Below are 16963 nucleotides of genomic sequence, written 5' to 3'. Positions count from 1 at the left end.
CTTCAATGATCACGGGTATAAGTGAAGAAAGAAGAAGGTATCTCAAAGTATAAGCTTAATAAAATCGCCACTGAGTCATTGAGAAATACTATCCGCCTTCACTTTGATTCAATATTGCTCTATGAGAATGGATCTTATCCAAGTGCATTTCAGCTTTCTGTCTTGGCTCTTGAAGAATTCTCAAAGGCCAACTGGGTAGATCACTACATCTGGACATCTGAAACTAATGAAGGTTACCCAAATGCTGAATTCGAGCAGGAATGGTTAAAACTTCTGTATCTACATCCAAAGAAACAGTGGAACTTTGTAGCAAGAGAAATACATGATTACTCTCCAATTTTTATTTCTCTGGTTCAGAGCAGGAAACTAGAAGAGAAAAAACAAAATGCTATATATGTTGGTTTGTCTCGTGCCAAGGGGGGAATTGATGTGGGCAGTCGAGTTTCTACTCCGTGGGAAATTAAAAAAAAGGATGCAAGGCAATTTATTTCGATAATCAATGATGAATTGATTAGGATATATTCAAGGATTGAAAAGGATGGTTTTTATTTTGAAGGTGTGCAAGGCATGAATGGTGTTTTTGGCTGTGAAATTTATAATAATCTTTTGAAGTGGCCTCACGAAAGTGGAATGAAAAATAATGACTGGAGAAAGAAAGATGGCCAGCAAGGCTAACTGGTGAATTAGTTTTTCGCTACGTACGATATTTATCTCAGAGTGCGGGAGTTAAGACCACTCCTCGCTCACAACAGCCCAATATCCCTTTTTGACGGCTTGGTGCCTTATGCGGGTATTAGAAATGATTTAGTGTTTTGTTAAGGCGTAAATACCCTTTATCTATACCCGAAAAAACGCAACGTTTAGCAAAAAAACTAATCGTTGCGCATTACATCTAAGTGGTTTATTAAACCCTTTTTTCTATTCCGCCGAGAATCTCAATCTTTTCAAACGCATTCTTATCGTGGCTAAACTAACAGGATCTATTGATTTTACATAGCGTCCATAAGAGTCCAGTTCAGATATCAAATCTAACAACTCTTTCAAAACAGAATGTTCAATTTGAATATCTTCATGCAGTTTCATCTGTTTTCTTTTCATGCCCATAAGTGTGCTCGCAAAGGGAAATATCATCACAATGCTTGAGGTGAAAAGAATAACAAAAAAATAACGATAATACTCATACTGTGTTATGTTGAGAGAGAATGCTATTATTGCTAAGGCATTTGCATAAAAATAAATCGCCCCATATAGCCAGTAAGTTTTTTGTTTGGTTTTACTTATTTCTATGTTTAAATATTTTACTTTATTTGATGCATCCTCCGCTAATGATAAAAGTTTGTCAAGTTCTTCCACAGTGGTCTTTTTTTCATAAGGCGATGAATAAATATCTTTATATGAATCATTGTCCATTTGAAACCTCCGCCATTATTAAAGCGAAATTTTTCATAAATTTTGCTGGCTCATCAAATGTTTCAAGAGAAGGTGTTTGTTTTTGCCCGGCCCATTCATACGGTCTTGGCTTAGGGCAAACTGGTACTACTCGGCACCTGAGATGATTGGAGCCGACTCTAGCCATAAGCCGGTTAAGTGTTTCTACAAAAGGTCCTGAACCGTCTGGGTGATAATATCCCTTGGCTTTTGCTAAATCTGAAAGGAATAAATCAGCTTTGTTAACAGCAATAATGATCCACTTTGGCCCACGCCCATTGGCACAAGCATTAGCTATTAAATCGCAAACCCTTCTGAACTCTTCTAACTCTTTCTGTAAATTATAATCACGGACCGCTTGGATTGAGTCAACTCCTGATTCAACTAATTTTTGTTCAGCAACGGATGAACGTATTGTTGTGTAACCATAATCTACAACGTGCACTACGCCTTCTAAGTTGGAGTGCTTGTGAAAAGCTTCATTCAGTGCAATCTCCCGTGCATGTATGTCTTGTCCTGGTACAACTGAAAATACTTTAGTCCACTCTCCAACTGTAATCGCTTTTTTTTCAACCATCGTCGAAGCGTTCGGTTCTTCCCATTCTTGATCTTTTACTTCGCCATGATGGCAAGTGGTTAAGACTGTCTTACCTGCGCCAGCACCTCCAGTTACAACTACATTTGTGTCACCAGTTCCGATAAAAACTAGCAACTTTTTCCACCATTTGTTAATGATCTTTTTGTTTTGGTAGATTGTAATCGGTGCTCGCACCGCTGTAGGCAAAAAATCTGTCCAGTCAGCCATAATTAATCCCATTTTCGAGCTATAAACCAAACTATTGTAATAGACTTCAATAGGTCAGTCACCTTTTACTGAGCTAATAAAATTAGCGACCCTGGCTCCTTAAGCCGCAGTAATCACTATAGATGCAGTGATGACGGCGTGAATTGCTATGGCAAATCTAGACATTTCAGGGCTGTTGCTGCTTTGAGCGGTTTTGGACAGAAAATGTGCTCGCTTCTCGCTCTTAGCAGATTTACTCACCTTTCATTATAGGGCTGGTCAGATTTTTCAGCTTCTCACCCAGAATCACTATCTTGATCAACTATCAATAACGATCTCAGTGGTTACCCTCCCAAATTTCCCCCAACGCATTTAGAGTTGTTTGCTGTTTTTGTCGCCAGCGCACGTCACCCTGCGGTTTTGTCCCACAGGAGTGAGATGTGATGAAGAAATGCAACGTTGTGTTCCTGCTGGCTATCGGGTGCGTTGCTGTGTCGGCACAGGCGGCTACCGTGATGTACACCGACAGTCAGCATCCCCCGGCTGGATTAGGCTCCGGGCATCAAGTGATTTACCTAGATGCACCGGAGGTCGTCCAGCGCGAGGTATTCGGTGAGTTGTCGGCTGACCCGCGTCAGGCTGAACAGCAGGCTAAAGTGGTACTGCAGTCCCCGGACTGGCAACAGAAAGTGCAACAGATAGCGCAGGCCTACCAGGGAGTTATCCAGGCCTACGGTCTTGGCTTGAAGAAGTACCCCGCAGTGGTATTTGACGACCTCTATGTCGTGTACGGCACGGCAGACATTGCCCTGGCCGAAGCGAAATTGGCCCAGTACCAGGGGGCGCAATGAAACGACTCCCCTCTCGTCATAAGTTGGCGACGGCTTTGTTGCTGTGTAGTGCGGCACAACCGTTGACGGCCAGCGCCATCAACTCGGCGCAAATCATTGCCAGTGCCCTTTCCCCAACCTGCCTGGAGTACCGGGTGGTCGGTATTTGTTACTGGCTGTTCTGTACTCCCTGGGGATGTAAGGTACGAACCTCCGTCAAGGTGAAGCACTACATCCCCAATGCCGTGGTATCCAGCTACGCCCAGACTGGGGAGAACCCCTGGTCTGAAGTCGCGATGTTGGGAACGGGCATTCCTGGGGTGGCTGAAGGCGGTGGCCATAATGAGCAGAAGCGTGTGCAGCGTAAAGACAACCTGCGTTTCAAGAACGCCGATGCGATTGGTCACCCTGCCTTGGCTGCTCCTTCATTTAACAACTTTTTGGGGGTGATGGGTTACACCTGTCCAAGTTCAGCCACGGCGTTTGTGCCGTATTTCCTCAGTACCCTGGATGCCTTGATGTGGCGTACCGGCCTCCCGGAGAGCCTGTACCCAGAGGCTCTCACGCCAGGACTGCGGGAGGTCGGCTCCAGCCTGAATATGTGGGGCAATGTGTATCCCCGCAGCGGATTTGTTACTCAGGTGGATGACTACAAGGCGGCGGCTGTTGTCGCACAACGTACGGCAGACATCATCACGCGCACCGGGCAGGTACATGTCTACAACCCGATGACGGCCAGTAAACGTGAAGGTTACTGGCCGCCGGGGTCGGTGACCGAAAACACTGGCACTAAAAACCATAAATGGCAGCGCTTGGCCCCTTCTATCTCTTCTTCCTGTGCCGTATTCCCAGACAACAGCAACCCGATAGCAGCGGATGGGGCTTACGCCTGGGCGTTGTGGCAACCCTATTCCTGTTGCCAGAAGCGTGGACAAAGATTTCTGTACAGCACTGATTTTTAACTTAAGGGAGTGTACGCAATGACATTCAAGGCAATTTTAAAAGCCGGGGCACTGGCAGGTGTAGCTCTGCTTTCCCTGAATCAAGCCGCTTTTGCTGCGTTTGATATCACGGCAGAGGAGGCTAATACCGGTTACGGCAAGGGAATGAAGGGGGCGGTAAACGACAATCTGTTTTATTCCATTGGTGGGGGTACGGTGATATCCCAACCCCCCAGTAGCAACAACATGGAGAAAATCGGGCTCGGTATCAGTTGGAACAACGATCTGATGTGCGGCAACTTCGATTTGAGTACCACGGTCAAGAACCAGCTCAACGGGGCGACGGACGGTTTCAAGAACATGATGGGGGATGTGATTAACGGGGCTACCGGCGCGGTTGCCAGCCTTCCGGCGATGATCATCCAACGAGCGAACCCCGGACTGTACGAGCTCCTGACCAATGGTGTCCTGCAGGCCAATGTGGCGTTCGACAAGGCCCAGCTCAACTGTCAGACGATGTCGAAGAAACTGGCTGATTACTCCTTGTCAGGCAAGTTGACGCAAACGGCGATTGGCGAGGAATTTCAGAATGTCATTTCCAGTACGTCTGATGCGATCCGTGCAGATAACAGCTTGAAGAAATCCACGGGTAAAGAAGGGGTGAAATGGGTGGGGGGGCAACAGCGAGGAGGGACGGGGCAGAAGGCTATCAAACCCACGTATGACATTGCCAAAGCAGGTTACAACATCCTGAATAAACAGTCTGCCACCAGTGATGCAGCGGTGAGTTCATCGGCGTGTAATGGCTCGTTATGTCAGAAGTATAAAACCAGTGCTGAAGCAGCAGATGCGGTATCGAAAGTTCTGGGGGATCGCGCGCTACGCACTTGTGTGAGTGGCAGCGAGTGCAACAGCGGTGGGCTGGAAAATGAGCCGGGTACCTCTATACCGGGTGAGGGCTTTTCTCCCATGCTGGAAAAAACCACCAAAGAGAACCAGGAAACCCTGATCAAGCTGGTGAACGGTAATCTGGCTCCCAATGCGACCAATCTGGCAACGTTGAAAACCGGCGATCTGGCCGTGACTCGCGGAGTTATCCAGGCCCTGAAGGATGACCCGGACAATGGTGCTCTGGTGCAGCGCCTGGCCGGGGAACTGGCAATGGCTGACACCATCACGACGGCATTGGCGATGCGTCGGATGTTGATGGTGGGGCAATCAGAACCGAGCGTGGCAGCTCAAGAGCCTATTGTAGCGGAATCTGATCGGCGTCTGGAGTTTTTAGACCGGGAGATCCAGGCGCTGAAAAATGAGATGGAGATACGAAAATCCATCAGTAACAATTCCATTCTGGTGGCGATCACCCGTCAGGAAGCGCGTGAGGTGGATAACAGCCTGCGTCAGGACCGTCAACAAAATGACAGTGCTGTTCAGGGGCTCAGCAAGTCTACGGAGGAATAATCATGGCGACCGCAAGAGTCTCGATGGGCGAAAGCCAACCAGAAAAAAGGGTGCCGCGCCGGTGGCGTAAAACGTCCGGTTTTATTGCCGGTATGGTGGGTGTGCTGCTACTGGGGGGATGTGCGACGGCACTGGGGCTGTATCTGGCCGGAAATGAGACCGCATTGACAGACTGGCTGAAGCAGGCACGCGTGCCGCTGTTTATCTGGCGGGTGACGCTGTACGGCACCGTGGCCGCCATGTGGTTTCACCGTGTCCGGGCGACGTTGTTGCGTCAGGCTCCTTCGCGGGGCGTGGTCTACCGCATTGAAGTGATGATGGTATGCCTGGCTTTGCTGATTGAATTCACCAGTTACCGTTGGGGGATGTGATGACGACGGACAGTTATCTGGAGTTTTTCCTGGTGTTCCTGGGGTGGCTGATTAATAACGCCCTGTGGATCATCATTACCACTACCGGATTGTTTGCCTTGCCGCTGGCTCTGAAGGTGGCTGGGGTCTGGCTGAAGGTGCGTACCGAGGGGGAAGATGAGGGGAACAAGGGGGCACTGGCGCTCCCCCGCATCGAGCAGGTGCTGTACTTGGCGTTCGTGGTGATTATGTTCTGTGCCATGCCGTTCAAGGAGGTGGACCTGACGGTGATGAAGTTTGACCAGACCCGCTCCCGGCAATGCGGCACCAATGTGCCCAAACCGGAGGAATCTGGGTATGGCGGGTTGTTGACCGACTTTAACGGCCAGGTTGCCCAGGTACCGATGTGGTGGTATTTAGTTCACAACCTATCAAAAGGGGTGACACATGCGGCCATCGCGTCCATCCCCTGTGGCATGGAACTCCGCCAACTGCGCTTTGAGGTGCAGCATACCCAACTTATTGATCCGGTGATCCGTCAGGAAGTACAGGAGTTTGCCAACCAGTGTTATGCCAAAGCCTATTTCAAGCTGAAATCCACCAATAGTCAGCTCAGTGACGCCACAATCAATTCGGTGAGTTGGATAGGTTCAAGCTACTTCCTGAATACCGGCGGTTACTATGACTATTACACGTCTACCTTACCCCGTTCGCTGTGGCCGTACAGAGAGAGTCGGGATAGCGGTTATCCTGATGTAGGACGTGGGGGATATCCCACCTGCAAGGAGTGGTGGAACGCATCCGGCATCGGGCTGAAAAGTCGGTTGGCGGGGGCATATAACGTTAAAGTCGCCAACCGAATGAAGTTCGTTGATGGTGAAAACTGGGAGGAAAACCTGTTGCGTTGGCTGGTTAGCCCGCAAAATACCCTAATGTCTGGCGGCCACGAAACCTACATGGCAGGAAGCCAGCGGGGGACCGGGATAGATCTTGATACTAGTTTCAAGCAAATGATAAGTGGTCTAGGGGCATTTTCGGCCCAGGCGACCCAATTACCGGCATTTGATGCGTTGCGCCAGGCGCTGCCAATGGTACATGGCATCTTGATGATGGCGTTGGTTATTTGTATTCCCCTGGTAATGCTGTTCGGTGCCTATGATCCCAAAGTGGTGGTAACGATGACCTTTGCCATGTTTGCGCTGACGTTTGTGACATTCTGGTGGGAATTGGGTAGTTGGCTTGACGATCGACTCATCGAGATTGTGTACACTGGTGCTCGCGGGTATTACAACTGGTTTAGCAGTGTTGGGGCTGAGGGCTGGATCATGAACCTGGTGCTGGGGTCGATGTTTGTGGTGTTGCCTGCATTTTGGTTTAGTGCTGTAGGGTGGAGCGGAGTGCAGATAGGTAGCATGGTCTCTAAATCTATAAGTGATGCCAGCTCAAGTTCACACCAAGCTGGTGCCCAAGGCACGAAAGTAGCTATGGATACAGTCAAAACAGTAGCGACTAAAGGAAAGGGAACGAAATAAACATATGTATGATTGGGACGGTTTTAGTCGCTGGTCTCAATCATCATCCTTATTTAACCTAACATCCCCCTCGTAGTATCCAGACCCATTGTGCCCATTTCTAAAGCCATCATCATTATCCCAAGTTGTATCTGCAGATTTCTTCGGGGTTGTGGCATTGACACCGGCCATAAAAATGCATGTAAAAATGCCAAAAACCATCTTTGCTGCCTCTACAAGTTCCTTGGCGATGATAGCCAAGATATCATCTTGCTGATTTGATCCCTTATTGGTCATCGTCCATACCCTCCTAGATTACTCCACAACAACATTACGGCAGACACGACGATCGAGCAACTCATTTGGCGCAAAAGAAAGACGTATTTTTAGTCGACTCGAGGATAACGGAGAATGGGTTATAACTAATAAATTCGGCACAATTACGTACGGTATCTGGCGTAACAGAAGAGCACTAAAACTGGTTATCGTTAACAGCAAACAGAGTTCGACAATGTGTGTTCAATATCATGCAATTCGTCAAATATCCATCATTGTTACTACTTGATTGGTGCGGGATTTTGAGTGAAAACCGAGGTCTTCGAAAAAAAAATCCATAGGTTTGATAAATAAATTAATCTTTTAACATTCATTTTTATTATTAATTATTTGATTTCAGGCTTAATAAATTTTCTGGATGTTTATCTAAAATATTGATTTTGATCAATAAAAAGCAAGTGTTAATTTGATTGTGCTGTGATTTCAAACAAAAATAGTTCAATAGGTCTGAATTAATGATGGTGGTTATATAAATTATCCTGTTTTTAATGATTATTTCGAAATGTTAATCCAAAGTAAAAATTAACAGTTAAGTGTTTGTTGATTGTTAAATTTAAGGGTGATAGTTTCGATTTGACTCATAAAAAATGAGGTAAAATAAAAAGACCCATTAGCAGAGCATTATAATTTGACAGGGAAAACAGGTGGCAAATTCCATAACTTAGTTGGATTTGCTAATAATTGTTTATATTAGGGAAGACGTATGCAACATGTTGACTTATTAATGATAGGGTGTGGACCTTCAAACCTTGCAGTTGGTGTCGCACTTGAAGAAAGTTCATCGTCGAAAGCAATTTCATCCTCAGTGATTTTGGAAAAAGACACTTGTGCTTGCTGGCATCGTGGAATGCTTTTTCCTGAAGCTCAGTCACAAGTGTCATTTTTGAAAGATTTAGTGACACAACGCAATCCAACAAGTCGTTTTAGTTTTTTGAATTTTTTACATAAAACAAAAAGATTAGATGATTTTGTTAACCTTCAAACCTTTAACCCATATCGGAAAGAGATATCTGAATATTTGCAATGGGTTGCTAATAATTTATCAAAAACTGAAATTGTATACAACAGCAATGTAATTGCGGTATCTCCAGAAATAGATCCGACGGGAAATGTAATTTCTTGGCAAGTAAAAAGTGACAACGGAACTGTGTATCGCGCAAATCGGTTGATTTTTGGTGCTGGGCGAGATCTGAACATTCCAGATGTGTTTGCGAATATTTCGAATGAAAAAGTGATTCATAGTGCCAATTTTCTAACGTCACTAGCGCACCTTGATATGCAAAAAAAGAAAAATATAATAGTCATCGGTGGTGCGCAAAGTAGCGCTGAAATTTATCAATCTTGTATTGAAAAATTCCCCCATGCAAACGTTTCCATGATGATGCGCTCTATTGGCTTAGTTAACTATGAAGGCAGTCAGTTTACCAATACGTTATTTCAAAATAGCTATATAGATACATTCTTTCATAGCGAAAATGAAACGCGGGAAAAAACGTTGACTGCTATGCATACAACTAATTACTCAGGAGTGGCACCATCAACTCTCTCAAGTCTTTATAGGTTCCATTATATCCAGGCAATGAATGGTGAGAAACGTGCTCGCATGTTAACACAGTGCGAGATATTGCATGCAGTTGATGATGGTGATGGGGTTTTAATAACCTGGAAAGATAATATAACGAAAAAAACGCAATCAGAGAAATTTGACATTGTTTTTCTCGGTACAGGCTATAAAAATAAAACGCCAAGATTACTTAATGATATATCTAGTATTCTTGACATTGAAAAAATAAAAGTCAATCGAAGCTACCGAGCGATCATTCCGTGTTCGAAAGGTGTATCATTACATCTGCAGGGTGTTAATGAAGACAGTCATGGCATTTCAGATTCATTATTAAGCGTGCTTGCCTATCGATCAAAAGAAATTCTTGATGATATTGGTGCGTAAAAATGAGGTTACAAATGCATTCATTTAAAAATCTTGATCGAGCCGCAATGCGATTAGAAAATAACTTGTACGCGCAACGTTTATTACCTTGGTCCGAATTAAACGCGCCTTTTGAAGGTTCATGGTGTGTTATTAATGCAGGTTCCGCTTCAACGCCTCATGAACATCATGAATATGAAATATTTATTGCATTAAAAGGAAGTGCGTTCATTCTTTGCGAAAACAAAAAAACACCTTTTTGTGCGGGGGATATTGTTCAATTCCTGCCATATACCAAACATTGTGTTGTAAATGAGAGCGATGAACCATTTGAAATGTACAGTATTTGGTGGGATATGAAAATGTCTGAGCATTTTGCCGAACGCCATCAATTGACCAAGAAGGTATCCAAACATGTCTAAAACATTAATTATTGCACCACCACCAACACCAAATGGTGATTTACATGTAGGTCATATGGCCGGTCCTTATTTAGCTGGTGATATATATGCGCGTTTTTTACGACTCAAAGGAGACAGGGTAAATTACGCCACTGGCACTGACGATAGTCAAACGTACGTCGTAACGAGTGCCATTAAATTGGACATAACGCCTGAACATTTATGTGAACAGGCAGCTGAAGATATTAACATTAGCCTGAAAAATTGGGGTGTACACCTCGATGGTTATGCGCCATTTGATAATGGGTATAAAGAGATGGTTTACGCATTTCTGACTCCATTATTTGAACAAGGAAAATTTAATCTAAAAAAAGTTAAATTACCTTATTCAAATCATCGTAATGAATTTATGGTTGAATCGTTTGTGTCAGGTGAGTGCCCAGTTTGTCTTTCCCAAACGCGTGGAGGATTATGTGAGAGTTGTGGACATCCAAATAATTTCGATCAATTAAAATTACCAACGGCAACATTACCACCATATGAATCTTTGGTATATAAAGAAGTTGAAATTCTTGTTTTCCCAGTTGAGTCTTATCGGAAAAAACTTGAAAATTACTATTCAGAGAAAAAAGGTCTTTGGAGACCGCATATTATTCAATTAATGGATGAATTATTTGACCGTGAATTAATTGATTTCCCTATTACGTACCCAATCAAATGGGGACTTCCATCTAAATTTCCTGGTACTGAAGGACAAGTTATCAATGCATGGGCAGAAGGGATGCCAGCATCAATGTACTGCAATGCTTGTGGTGAAAGTCCTGAATTGGCAACGGATGCAAGCTGGTTAACGGAAACTGGTAACAAATTAATGTATTTTTTGGGATTCGATAATTCTTATTTTTGGGGGATATCGCACCTAGCATTGTTAATGGCTTATGAAGGCAAATATATCCTGCCCGAATATATTGTACCTAACGAATTTTATGAACTGGAAAATGCAAAATTCTCAACTAGTCGAGGACATTTGATATGGGCAAAAGACTTAGTTAGTGAGTTGCCTCGAGATTATGCACGTTTTTATCTTTGTTTGACAAGTCCTGAGCATAATCGAAATAATTTTAGCCGGGATGCATTGACGAAAATATTAAATGATCGTTTGATTACATCATGGAATACATTAGTTAGAGTCTATAATACGCAAAGTTGGAGTGAGTATCATGATGTAGAAGATAGTGATGTCGAAAATATAATTAGAATTATGAATGAGCGATTGGCACTAACATGTAATATTGAAACGTACAGTCAGAGTCGATTAGCTGATTGGATTCTCCATCATATCGGACGTTTACAAGAACTGATTTCGAGCGATAGTAAGGTGAGTTTGATATCAATTAATCGCCAATTGCATGCACTTCTTAATGGGGTTGGTCTCGTAATGGTAGATCTGAAGCGAACTTTTGACGAAACAAACCAACATACCGGCTCTGGAAAGTTACTGCTTGCGGAGTTACCAATGATTTGCAGCACAAAGAAATGTGAAACCCATGCATCATAAAATTGCTGTTGTTGGCGCAGGTATTACTGGAATTATGACCGCGCTAGCATGTGCTCAAAGGGGGGCTAGCGTAGATCTCTATGATGCAGGTCAAATTCCAAATAAAAATAATCTTTCTTGGGATTATGGACGTTTATGGAGATACATCCATGAAAATAACCCAGTGCTACAATCATTAGCTGCTTCGTCACAACTATTTTGGCAAAAACTTATTCTTAACACTCATAATGATTTTGGTTGTCAAACCCAATCTGTCCGTGTGTTGAATGATGTCGAAAGTCAGCGCTTGATCAATCTTTATCAGAATGCGAGCATCCCTTTTGAGATCCATAATAGGTATTTATCAACGCAGTCATCTTTATTGCGTATACCTTTAAAGTATGATGACCTTTTTATTGGTCACGATGCTATATTATTGAATGCCAGCAATATATATACATATCTTTATCAAAAGTTAGCAGGGTACGAAAATGTTAACATATATCGCGATACCATGGTGAATTTAAATGAAATTGAAGATTTAAAATCTCTCTTTATTGAAGGGCGAAAAATTGATTATACCTCTATTATTTGCACTGTCAGTCGATCAATTAGTGTTGAGAGTAATTTACTTCTTCAGCAAAGATACCAAGTGCATTTGAATATTCACATTAATGATGATCGCGCGGCATTATTGAAGCCCGTATTAAATATGGGGGATGAGAATAAATCATGGTGCGTTCCATCGCCTGACAAGAAAATATTGAAAGTGAGTGCTAGCAATTTTTCATATTCAACAATACCCAATGATTTTCAAGTGAAGGAATGTAAGGAATACTTGTTATCAATAATCGCTGCAAAGTATGGTGACGTTGAGACACATGTATCGCCTTATTTTGAATTATCAAATAGTGACCGCCAATCGTTTCCATATTGGCAGTCCCTCTCTTCATCTGGAGCGATAGTTGTTGAAGCTTGTGATGCATCAATATTCAAAATTGCGCCTGCATTATCAACGCAAATCTGCAATCATATTTTTAAGGAAGAATGAAATGAAATTATTGGCAATAGAAGTAGGTCAATTTGGTGATTATTATAAAGCACGTTACCAGCAAGTGGAAAAATTAGGCGTCGAATTATATGTACTGTCAGGGATTGCTGACAGTGATCATTGGCATTCGAACCGGTTTTTTATTGCTAATAGCATGAATATTGGTGAATTAACCAGTTTGGCCAAGCATCTCCACCAAGATTTAAACTTTGATGGGGTGTTTACCTTTGCCGAAAACAGTGTTATTGCAACGGCAATGATTGCAAATGCTCTGCAACTACCTTCAATATCTGTAGATGCAGCGGTGAAAAGTCGAAATAAAATCGCAATGCGTGAGGCCCATGAAGTCGGGGAAGCACCCCATCCAGAATTTAGGTTAACACCTACTCTTATCGAGGCTGTAGCTGCTGCAGAGCAATTTGGTTACCCAGTAATTTTGAAACCTACATTGGGATCTGCTAGCCAATTTGTCTATAAAATAAATAATAAAAAAGAACTTGAGGACGTTTTTGAAACTGCATTGACTGGCATTAGTAAGATGAGTCAGTTTACAAATGAAGGCATTACAGACTTGTTGGGGGTCAATTCATTGTTGGTTGAATCATATTTAGACGGTCGTGAGTTTTTGATTGAAGCCTATTCTTGGGACGGCACAACGGTACTCGGATCCATTGTCGATCGGGTGACACTGGAAGGTAACTCATTTGATGATGATGTTCATCATGCACCAACAGATCTAAACATTGAAGATCTGCAACGCGTTCATGCAGCAGTACATGCAGGTGCACTAGCTCAAGGACTCACCCGTAGTGTGATGCATGCAGAAATTCGCTTCCATCAAGGATTGCCCTACATCGTCGAAATTGCTGCTCGTGCCGGTGGTGGAGGATTAGATTTTATGGCCCGAATCTCAGCTAATTACTGTCCTATCAAAGCTACTATTAATGTTGCCGTTGGTGATAAACCAGAATATTTGAATTATGTTCCCACAGGAAAAGATACCTTCGCTCTTTGTTTAACATCATCAGCTGGTCAAATTGATGCGATCCATATTCCTGAAAATGTTATTAACGATCCGGAAATATTTATGCTGAAAATCATTGCTGCAAAAGGTGATACTATCAAACGCCCGCCACTGGGTAACGATATCATTGGTTTTTTGGGAGTAATGGGTGATAGTCGTCAAGAAACTGAAGATAAGGCGATGCGTTATAGTCAACAAGTGGTTGTAACGACACGATGAAAAAAATTGGATTGGCTATTGCTCTGGGAAAGGAAGCTAACAGCCATACAAGAACTTTTATCGAGGCTATTAATCATAGCCTCAAACATTTTCCCGAGTTTAAGCAAAACATTATTAAAATTGCTAACGATGAGAAATCAATTGCGGGTGGGGAAAAAGCCGCAATTGAGTTAATCAAATGGGGGGCAGATATTGTTGTCGGGCATTTTTCAAGTTTTGCAGCCTTGGCGGCGTTACCATTGTATGCAAAAAATGCAATTCCGTTGATTTTACCTGCATCAACGGCATGCGAACTCAATGTTGCCAGGCAAAAAAATAATGCTATGATGTTTAAATATCAAAAGAATAACGCTGCACTCATGGCACATTGCATTGAAGAATGCGTAAGTAACAATAATGGGGGAGCTATATATGCAATTGTTCAAGATAATGAATACGGCAATAGGTTGATTGAGTACATACCTTTACTACGTGGGATTACCATCGTCAGGTCTGTGCCAAGGCATATCGAATTAACTGATAATTATATTATTATCGGCCATAGTGACTTTGCAGCACATATCGTCAAAATTTTGACACAGGTTAGGGTATATAGAGTAATACTTATCGACGATTCTGATTGCCATGAAGTTTTGCAATCTTTTATATTACGTCCACATCGAATTTCTAGAGTTCGATCAGTATCTCATATAACTAGGGATAGTAGGAATCGACCTTATTGGAATGAAACATTACTTGCTTTGGCATTAGCAAGTAGCAATGATGTTCATAATTGTTATGGTTTGAATGAAAGGAATAATATAAATACATATCTTGGGTTGCAGGATTTTGACAGTGAAAATTGTTATGGTGATGTCATTTTAATGACAGAAGACGTAGATTGAAATTATTTTCACAGTGACTATTGAAAGATCATGAAAGGAGTGGTAGACACTATTCACGGACATATGTAGATCTGCAATGATGGTATTGCACAAAAACGTGACGAACATCTCATTTTATTGTTGAAAAATTTGAGATTGCAAATCGTATTTATCCAATGATTTTCATAATGATACTCAATAAATGTATATTGAAAACTTAATGAATATAAAAAAATAATGTGATGCCATAGGTAAGTTGTTAAAACAATGACAGCTTCGTCATTAAAACATAATGCTGTTATATGGCTTGTGGCAAAACAATATGCTGATTTTATGGTGTTAATTAGTAATCTTTAAGGTGTTTATGTAAATTTAGAATAGGTGCCCGATTTTTGTCGCAAAGAATTTATCAATGTATTAACATCAAGTTACTTTAACTAAAGAAGATCAATGATATGCTATTTGATATACCATCTGATGATGTTCTGTACCAAGCTCTTCTTGAAAGGGATCCGTCATATGAGGGATTTGCCTATGTTGGTGTTAAAAGTACTGGTGTATTTTGCAAACTAACTTGTCCGGCACGTAAGCCAAAACGTGAAAATACAACATTTTATCCATCAATGGTTTCAGCATTAGAAGCTGGGTACCGTCCATGTAAACGATGTAGACCGATGAGTCTGGGGTTGACTCGAGAGCCTGTGATTGAAAAACTTCTTAATATGCTTGATGAAGATCCAATCAAGAAATGGTCTGAAAGCGAAATAGTGTCGCTGGGCTTCGATCCATCAACAGTAAGGCGCGTATTCCGCAGGCAGTTCGGTGTCACATTTTTAGAAATTGCTAAACTAAGAAGAATTAGTTGCAGCATTGAGTCGTTAACTGGCGGAACGTCGGTCATTGATGCGCAGGTGCAAGCGAGTTATGATTCTGGAAGTGGTTTCAGAACTGCTATTACAAAATATATTGGGACCCCACCTAAAAATGTAAAGAGCTGTTCTTTTCTTAAGGCTGACTGGTTGGAAACTCCAATAGGTACTATGGTAGCTATCGTAGATAAATGTTCACTTTACCTATTGGAGTTTCTTGACAGAAAGGCACTACCAGCTGAGATTGAACAGCTAAAAATTTTGACTAAATCTGAAATAGTTATTGGCGAATCTGAAATTAGTCAACTTTTGAAATATGAACTTGACCGCTATTTTTCGGGAGACTTACTCAATTTTAGTATACCGCTAGCAGATTTCAGTACAAAATTTAATAGGACCGTTTGGGACGCATTACGTAGTATCCCAATAGGTGAGTTGAAAAGCTATTCTGATATCGCGAAACAGATAGGAAATATATCTGCCACACGAGCAGTTGCGCGAGCCAATGGAGCAAACCAAATATCGATACTTATTCCATGCCACAGAGTTATTGGTGCTGATGGTTCTTTAACCGGTTATGGAGGTGGTCTTTGGCGAAAACAGTGGCTGATTGAACATGAAAGAAGAGTTTCTAATCAACATAAAGGATGAAAGTTATGAATCAAAAAAGTGATTTATTGAAAAAACTGCATGAACAAGAATCTCCTTTATTTCTATACAATATCTGGGATGCAGGGACAGCGAAAATTGTTGCAAAAAATGGTGCATCAGCTGTGGCTACAAGTAGTTGGTCGGTTTCTGAAGCTCAGGGCTATAATGACGGACAAACAATTCCTTATCCTGAATTTTTAATCGTTATTAAAAACATAGTAAATGCAGTAAATTTACCTGTAACAGTCGATTTCGAAAGCGGTTATGCGGCTGATATTAAAACAATTCAACGAAATTTGTTGGCGTTGTTAGAGTTGGGCGTAGCTGGCATAAATTTTGAAGATCAAAACATTTATGAACAAGGGATTTATGACGTCGAAACTCAATGTAAAAGGATTGCGGCATTACGTGAAGTCGCTGATTTGCACAAATATGGTTTGTTCATTAATGCGCGAACAGATGTATTTTTAAAGGAAAGCAATGTCGAATTACATAGAACACTCATAAACTCGGCTATTGAGAGAGGTCGTGCATATAAAGATGCAGGCGCTAACGGATTCTTTATACCGGGTACAACTGACCCTGAGGTCATCAACGAAATTTGCTCTGCTGTAAGTTTACCTGTAAATGTCATGGATCTCAGCGACAATCCGGATATTGATGCTCATAGGAAATGTGGTGTGAAACGTGTCAGTATTGGGCCAAAATCTTGGTTTGAATTTTGTGATTTTTTTCAACAAAAAACAAAAAAATGATCAAAGATAATAATGTGTTAAATAA

17 protein-coding genes are annotated in these 16963 nt (G+C 42.2%); 14 read left to right on the top strand and 3 right to left on the bottom strand.

Annotated elements, in window-relative coordinates; all coding sequences use genetic code 11:
* Positions 1–21 precede the first annotated feature (21 nt).
* The gene (locus U869_RS0126765; protein ID WP_024483824.1) at positions 22–675 is read left to right on the top strand and encodes an AbiV family abortive infection protein; all 654 of its coding nucleotides are present in this window, start codon (positions 22–24) and stop codon (positions 673–675) included.
* A 243-nt stretch (positions 676–918) separates the two neighbouring features.
* Here the strand turns inward: U869_RS0126765 and U869_RS0126760 are convergent, their stop codons facing one another.
* Together U869_RS0126760 and U869_RS0126755 are read right to left on the bottom strand one after the other, a co-directional pair.
* On the bottom strand, positions 919–1410 hold the full coding sequence (locus U869_RS0126760) for a hypothetical protein (protein ID WP_025121906.1): 492 nt from the start codon (positions 1408–1410) through the stop codon (positions 919–921).
* Positions 1400–2233 carry a hypothetical protein gene (locus tag U869_RS0126755; protein WP_024483822.1) on the bottom strand — a complete coding sequence of 278 codons (834 nt, stop codon included), beginning with the start codon at positions 2231–2233 and terminating at the stop codon, positions 1400–1402. Before U869_RS0126755 ends, U869_RS0126760 begins: the two co-directional genes overlap by 11 nt.
* 422 nt (positions 2234–2655) lie before the next feature.
* On the opposite strand from U869_RS0126755, the gene U869_RS0126750 reads away from it, so the two are divergent.
* Genes U869_RS0126750 through U869_RS0126730 form a run of 5 tightly spaced genes read left to right on the top strand, consistent with a single transcriptional unit; the run spans position 2656 to position 7326 of the window.
* On the top strand, positions 2656–3063 hold the full coding sequence (locus U869_RS0126750; RefSeq protein ID WP_025121907.1) for a TIGR03757 family integrating conjugative element protein: 408 nt from the start codon (positions 2656–2658) through the stop codon (positions 3061–3063).
* Positions 3060–4004 carry a TIGR03756 family integrating conjugative element protein gene (locus tag U869_RS0126745; protein WP_024483820.1) on the top strand — a complete coding sequence of 315 codons (945 nt, stop codon included), beginning with the start codon at positions 3060–3062 and terminating at the stop codon, positions 4002–4004. Before U869_RS0126750 ends, U869_RS0126745 begins: the two co-directional genes overlap by 4 nt.
* A gap of 18 nt (positions 4005–4022) precedes the next feature.
* The gene (locus U869_RS0126740) at positions 4023–5444 is read left to right on the top strand and encodes an integrating conjugative element protein (RefSeq protein WP_025121908.1); all 1422 of its coding nucleotides are present in this window, start codon (positions 4023–4025) and stop codon (positions 5442–5444) included.
* A gap of 2 nt (positions 5445–5446) precedes the next feature.
* Complete coding sequence (locus U869_RS0126735; RefSeq protein ID WP_051588677.1) at positions 5447–5815, top strand: hypothetical protein; 369 nt, start codon at positions 5447–5449, stop codon at positions 5813–5815.
* Positions 5815–7326, top strand: a complete 1512-nt coding sequence (locus U869_RS0126730) for a conjugal transfer protein TraG N-terminal domain-containing protein (RefSeq protein WP_025121910.1) — start codon at positions 5815–5817, stop codon at positions 7324–7326. Before U869_RS0126735 ends, U869_RS0126730 begins: the two co-directional genes overlap by 1 nt.
* Before the next feature lie 36 nt (positions 7327–7362).
* Here U869_RS0126730 and U869_RS0126725 read toward each other — a convergent pair whose 3' ends face one another.
* Positions 7363–7602, bottom strand: a complete 240-nt coding sequence (locus U869_RS0126725) for a DUF3742 family protein (RefSeq protein WP_025121911.1) — start codon at positions 7600–7602, stop codon at positions 7363–7365.
* Positions 7603–8344: 742 nt separating this feature from the next.
* On the opposite strand from U869_RS0126725, the gene U869_RS0126720 reads away from it, so the two are divergent.
* The 8 genes from U869_RS0126720 to U869_RS0126695 all read left to right on the top strand — a co-directional run bounded on the left by U869_RS0126720 (position 8345) and on the right by U869_RS0126695 (position 16938).
* Positions 8345–9589, top strand: a complete 1245-nt coding sequence (locus tag U869_RS0126720; protein ID WP_025121912.1) for a SidA/IucD/PvdA family monooxygenase — start codon at positions 8345–8347, stop codon at positions 9587–9589.
* Positions 9590–9603: 14 nt separating this feature from the next.
* Complete coding sequence (locus U869_RS31165) at positions 9604–9990, top strand: cupin domain-containing protein (RefSeq protein WP_025124015.1); 387 nt, start codon at positions 9604–9606, stop codon at positions 9988–9990.
* Positions 9983–11527 (top strand): class I tRNA ligase family protein, encoded by a 1545-nt coding sequence (locus U869_RS31160; protein WP_071998300.1) that lies wholly within the window; start codon positions 9983–9985, stop codon positions 11525–11527. The genes U869_RS31165 and U869_RS31160 overlap by 8 nt, the downstream gene beginning before the upstream one ends.
* Positions 11517–12557 carry an FAD-dependent oxidoreductase gene (locus tag U869_RS0126715; protein ID WP_029988710.1) on the top strand — a complete coding sequence of 347 codons (1041 nt, stop codon included), beginning with the start codon at positions 11517–11519 and terminating at the stop codon, positions 12555–12557. Before U869_RS31160 ends, U869_RS0126715 begins: the two co-directional genes overlap by 11 nt.
* A gap of 1 nt (position 12558) precedes the next feature.
* Positions 12559–13800 (top strand): ATP-grasp domain-containing protein, encoded by a 1242-nt coding sequence (locus tag U869_RS0126710; RefSeq protein ID WP_025121913.1) that lies wholly within the window; start codon positions 12559–12561, stop codon positions 13798–13800.
* Positions 13797–14684 (top strand): ABC transporter substrate-binding protein, encoded by an 888-nt coding sequence (locus tag U869_RS30235; RefSeq protein WP_025121914.1) that lies wholly within the window; start codon positions 13797–13799, stop codon positions 14682–14684. Before U869_RS0126710 ends, U869_RS30235 begins: the two co-directional genes overlap by 4 nt.
* Positions 14685–15118: 434 nt before the next feature.
* The gene (locus U869_RS0126700; protein WP_025121915.1) at positions 15119–16183 is read left to right on the top strand and encodes a bifunctional transcriptional activator/DNA repair enzyme AdaA; all 1065 of its coding nucleotides are present in this window, start codon (positions 15119–15121) and stop codon (positions 16181–16183) included.
* Positions 16184–16188: 5 nt separating this feature from the next.
* Positions 16189–16938: an isocitrate lyase/phosphoenolpyruvate mutase family protein gene (locus tag U869_RS0126695; RefSeq protein ID WP_025121916.1), complete on the top strand. Its 750-nt coding sequence runs from the start codon at positions 16189–16191 to the stop codon at positions 16936–16938.
* The last annotated feature ends 25 nt before the right edge of the window (positions 16939–16963 follow it).

The sequence above is a fragment of the Serratia sp. H1w genome, assembly GCF_000633355.1.
In the GTDB taxonomy this organism is placed as follows: Bacteria; Pseudomonadota; Gammaproteobacteria; order Enterobacterales; family Enterobacteriaceae; genus Chania.
The sequence above is the reverse complement of the archived record's forward strand: the minus strand, read 5'-3'. Positions and strand labels throughout refer to the sequence as shown.

What these genes read in the sequence shown, in the direction of transcription:
- U869_RS0126710 (WP_025121913.1), top strand. Translation starts at nt 12,559, where the DNA reads ATGAAATTATTGGCAATAGAAGTAGGTCAATTTGGTGATTATTATAAA.
- U869_RS0126730 (WP_025121910.1), top strand. Translation starts at nt 5,815, where the DNA reads ATGACGACGGACAGTTATCTGGAGTTTTTCCTGGTGTTCCTGGGGTGG.
- U869_RS0126715 (WP_029988710.1), top strand. Translation starts at nt 11,517, where the DNA reads ATGCATCATAAAATTGCTGTTGTTGGCGCAGGTATTACTGGAATTATG.
- U869_RS0126750 (WP_025121907.1), top strand. Translation starts at nt 2,656, where the DNA reads ATGAAGAAATGCAACGTTGTGTTCCTGCTGGCTATCGGGTGCGTTGCT.
- U869_RS0126700 (WP_025121915.1), top strand. Translation starts at nt 15,119, where the DNA reads ATGCTATTTGATATACCATCTGATGATGTTCTGTACCAAGCTCTTCTT.
- U869_RS0126760 (WP_025121906.1), bottom strand. Translation starts at nt 1,410, where the DNA reads ATGGACAATGATTCATATAAAGATATTTATTCATCGCCTTATGAAAAA.
- U869_RS30235 (WP_025121914.1), top strand. Translation starts at nt 13,797, where the DNA reads ATGAAAAAAATTGGATTGGCTATTGCTCTGGGAAAGGAAGCTAACAGC.
- U869_RS0126755 (WP_024483822.1), bottom strand. Translation starts at nt 2,233, where the DNA reads ATGGCTGACTGGACAGATTTTTTGCCTACAGCGGTGCGAGCACCGATT.
- U869_RS0126695 (WP_025121916.1), top strand. Translation starts at nt 16,189, where the DNA reads ATGAATCAAAAAAGTGATTTATTGAAAAAACTGCATGAACAAGAATCT.
- U869_RS0126725 (WP_025121911.1), bottom strand. Translation starts at nt 7,602, where the DNA reads ATGACCAATAAGGGATCAAATCAGCAAGATGATATCTTGGCTATCATC.
- U869_RS31160 (WP_071998300.1), top strand. Translation starts at nt 9,983, where the DNA reads ATGTCTAAAACATTAATTATTGCACCACCACCAACACCAAATGGTGAT.
- U869_RS0126740 (WP_025121908.1), top strand. Translation starts at nt 4,023, where the DNA reads ATGACATTCAAGGCAATTTTAAAAGCCGGGGCACTGGCAGGTGTAGCT.
- U869_RS0126720 (WP_025121912.1), top strand. Translation starts at nt 8,345, where the DNA reads ATGCAACATGTTGACTTATTAATGATAGGGTGTGGACCTTCAAACCTT.
- U869_RS0126735 (WP_051588677.1), top strand. Translation starts at nt 5,447, where the DNA reads ATGGCGACCGCAAGAGTCTCGATGGGCGAAAGCCAACCAGAAAAAAGG.
- U869_RS31165 (WP_025124015.1), top strand. Translation starts at nt 9,604, where the DNA reads ATGCATTCATTTAAAAATCTTGATCGAGCCGCAATGCGATTAGAAAAT.
- U869_RS0126745 (WP_024483820.1), top strand. Translation starts at nt 3,060, where the DNA reads ATGAAACGACTCCCCTCTCGTCATAAGTTGGCGACGGCTTTGTTGCTG.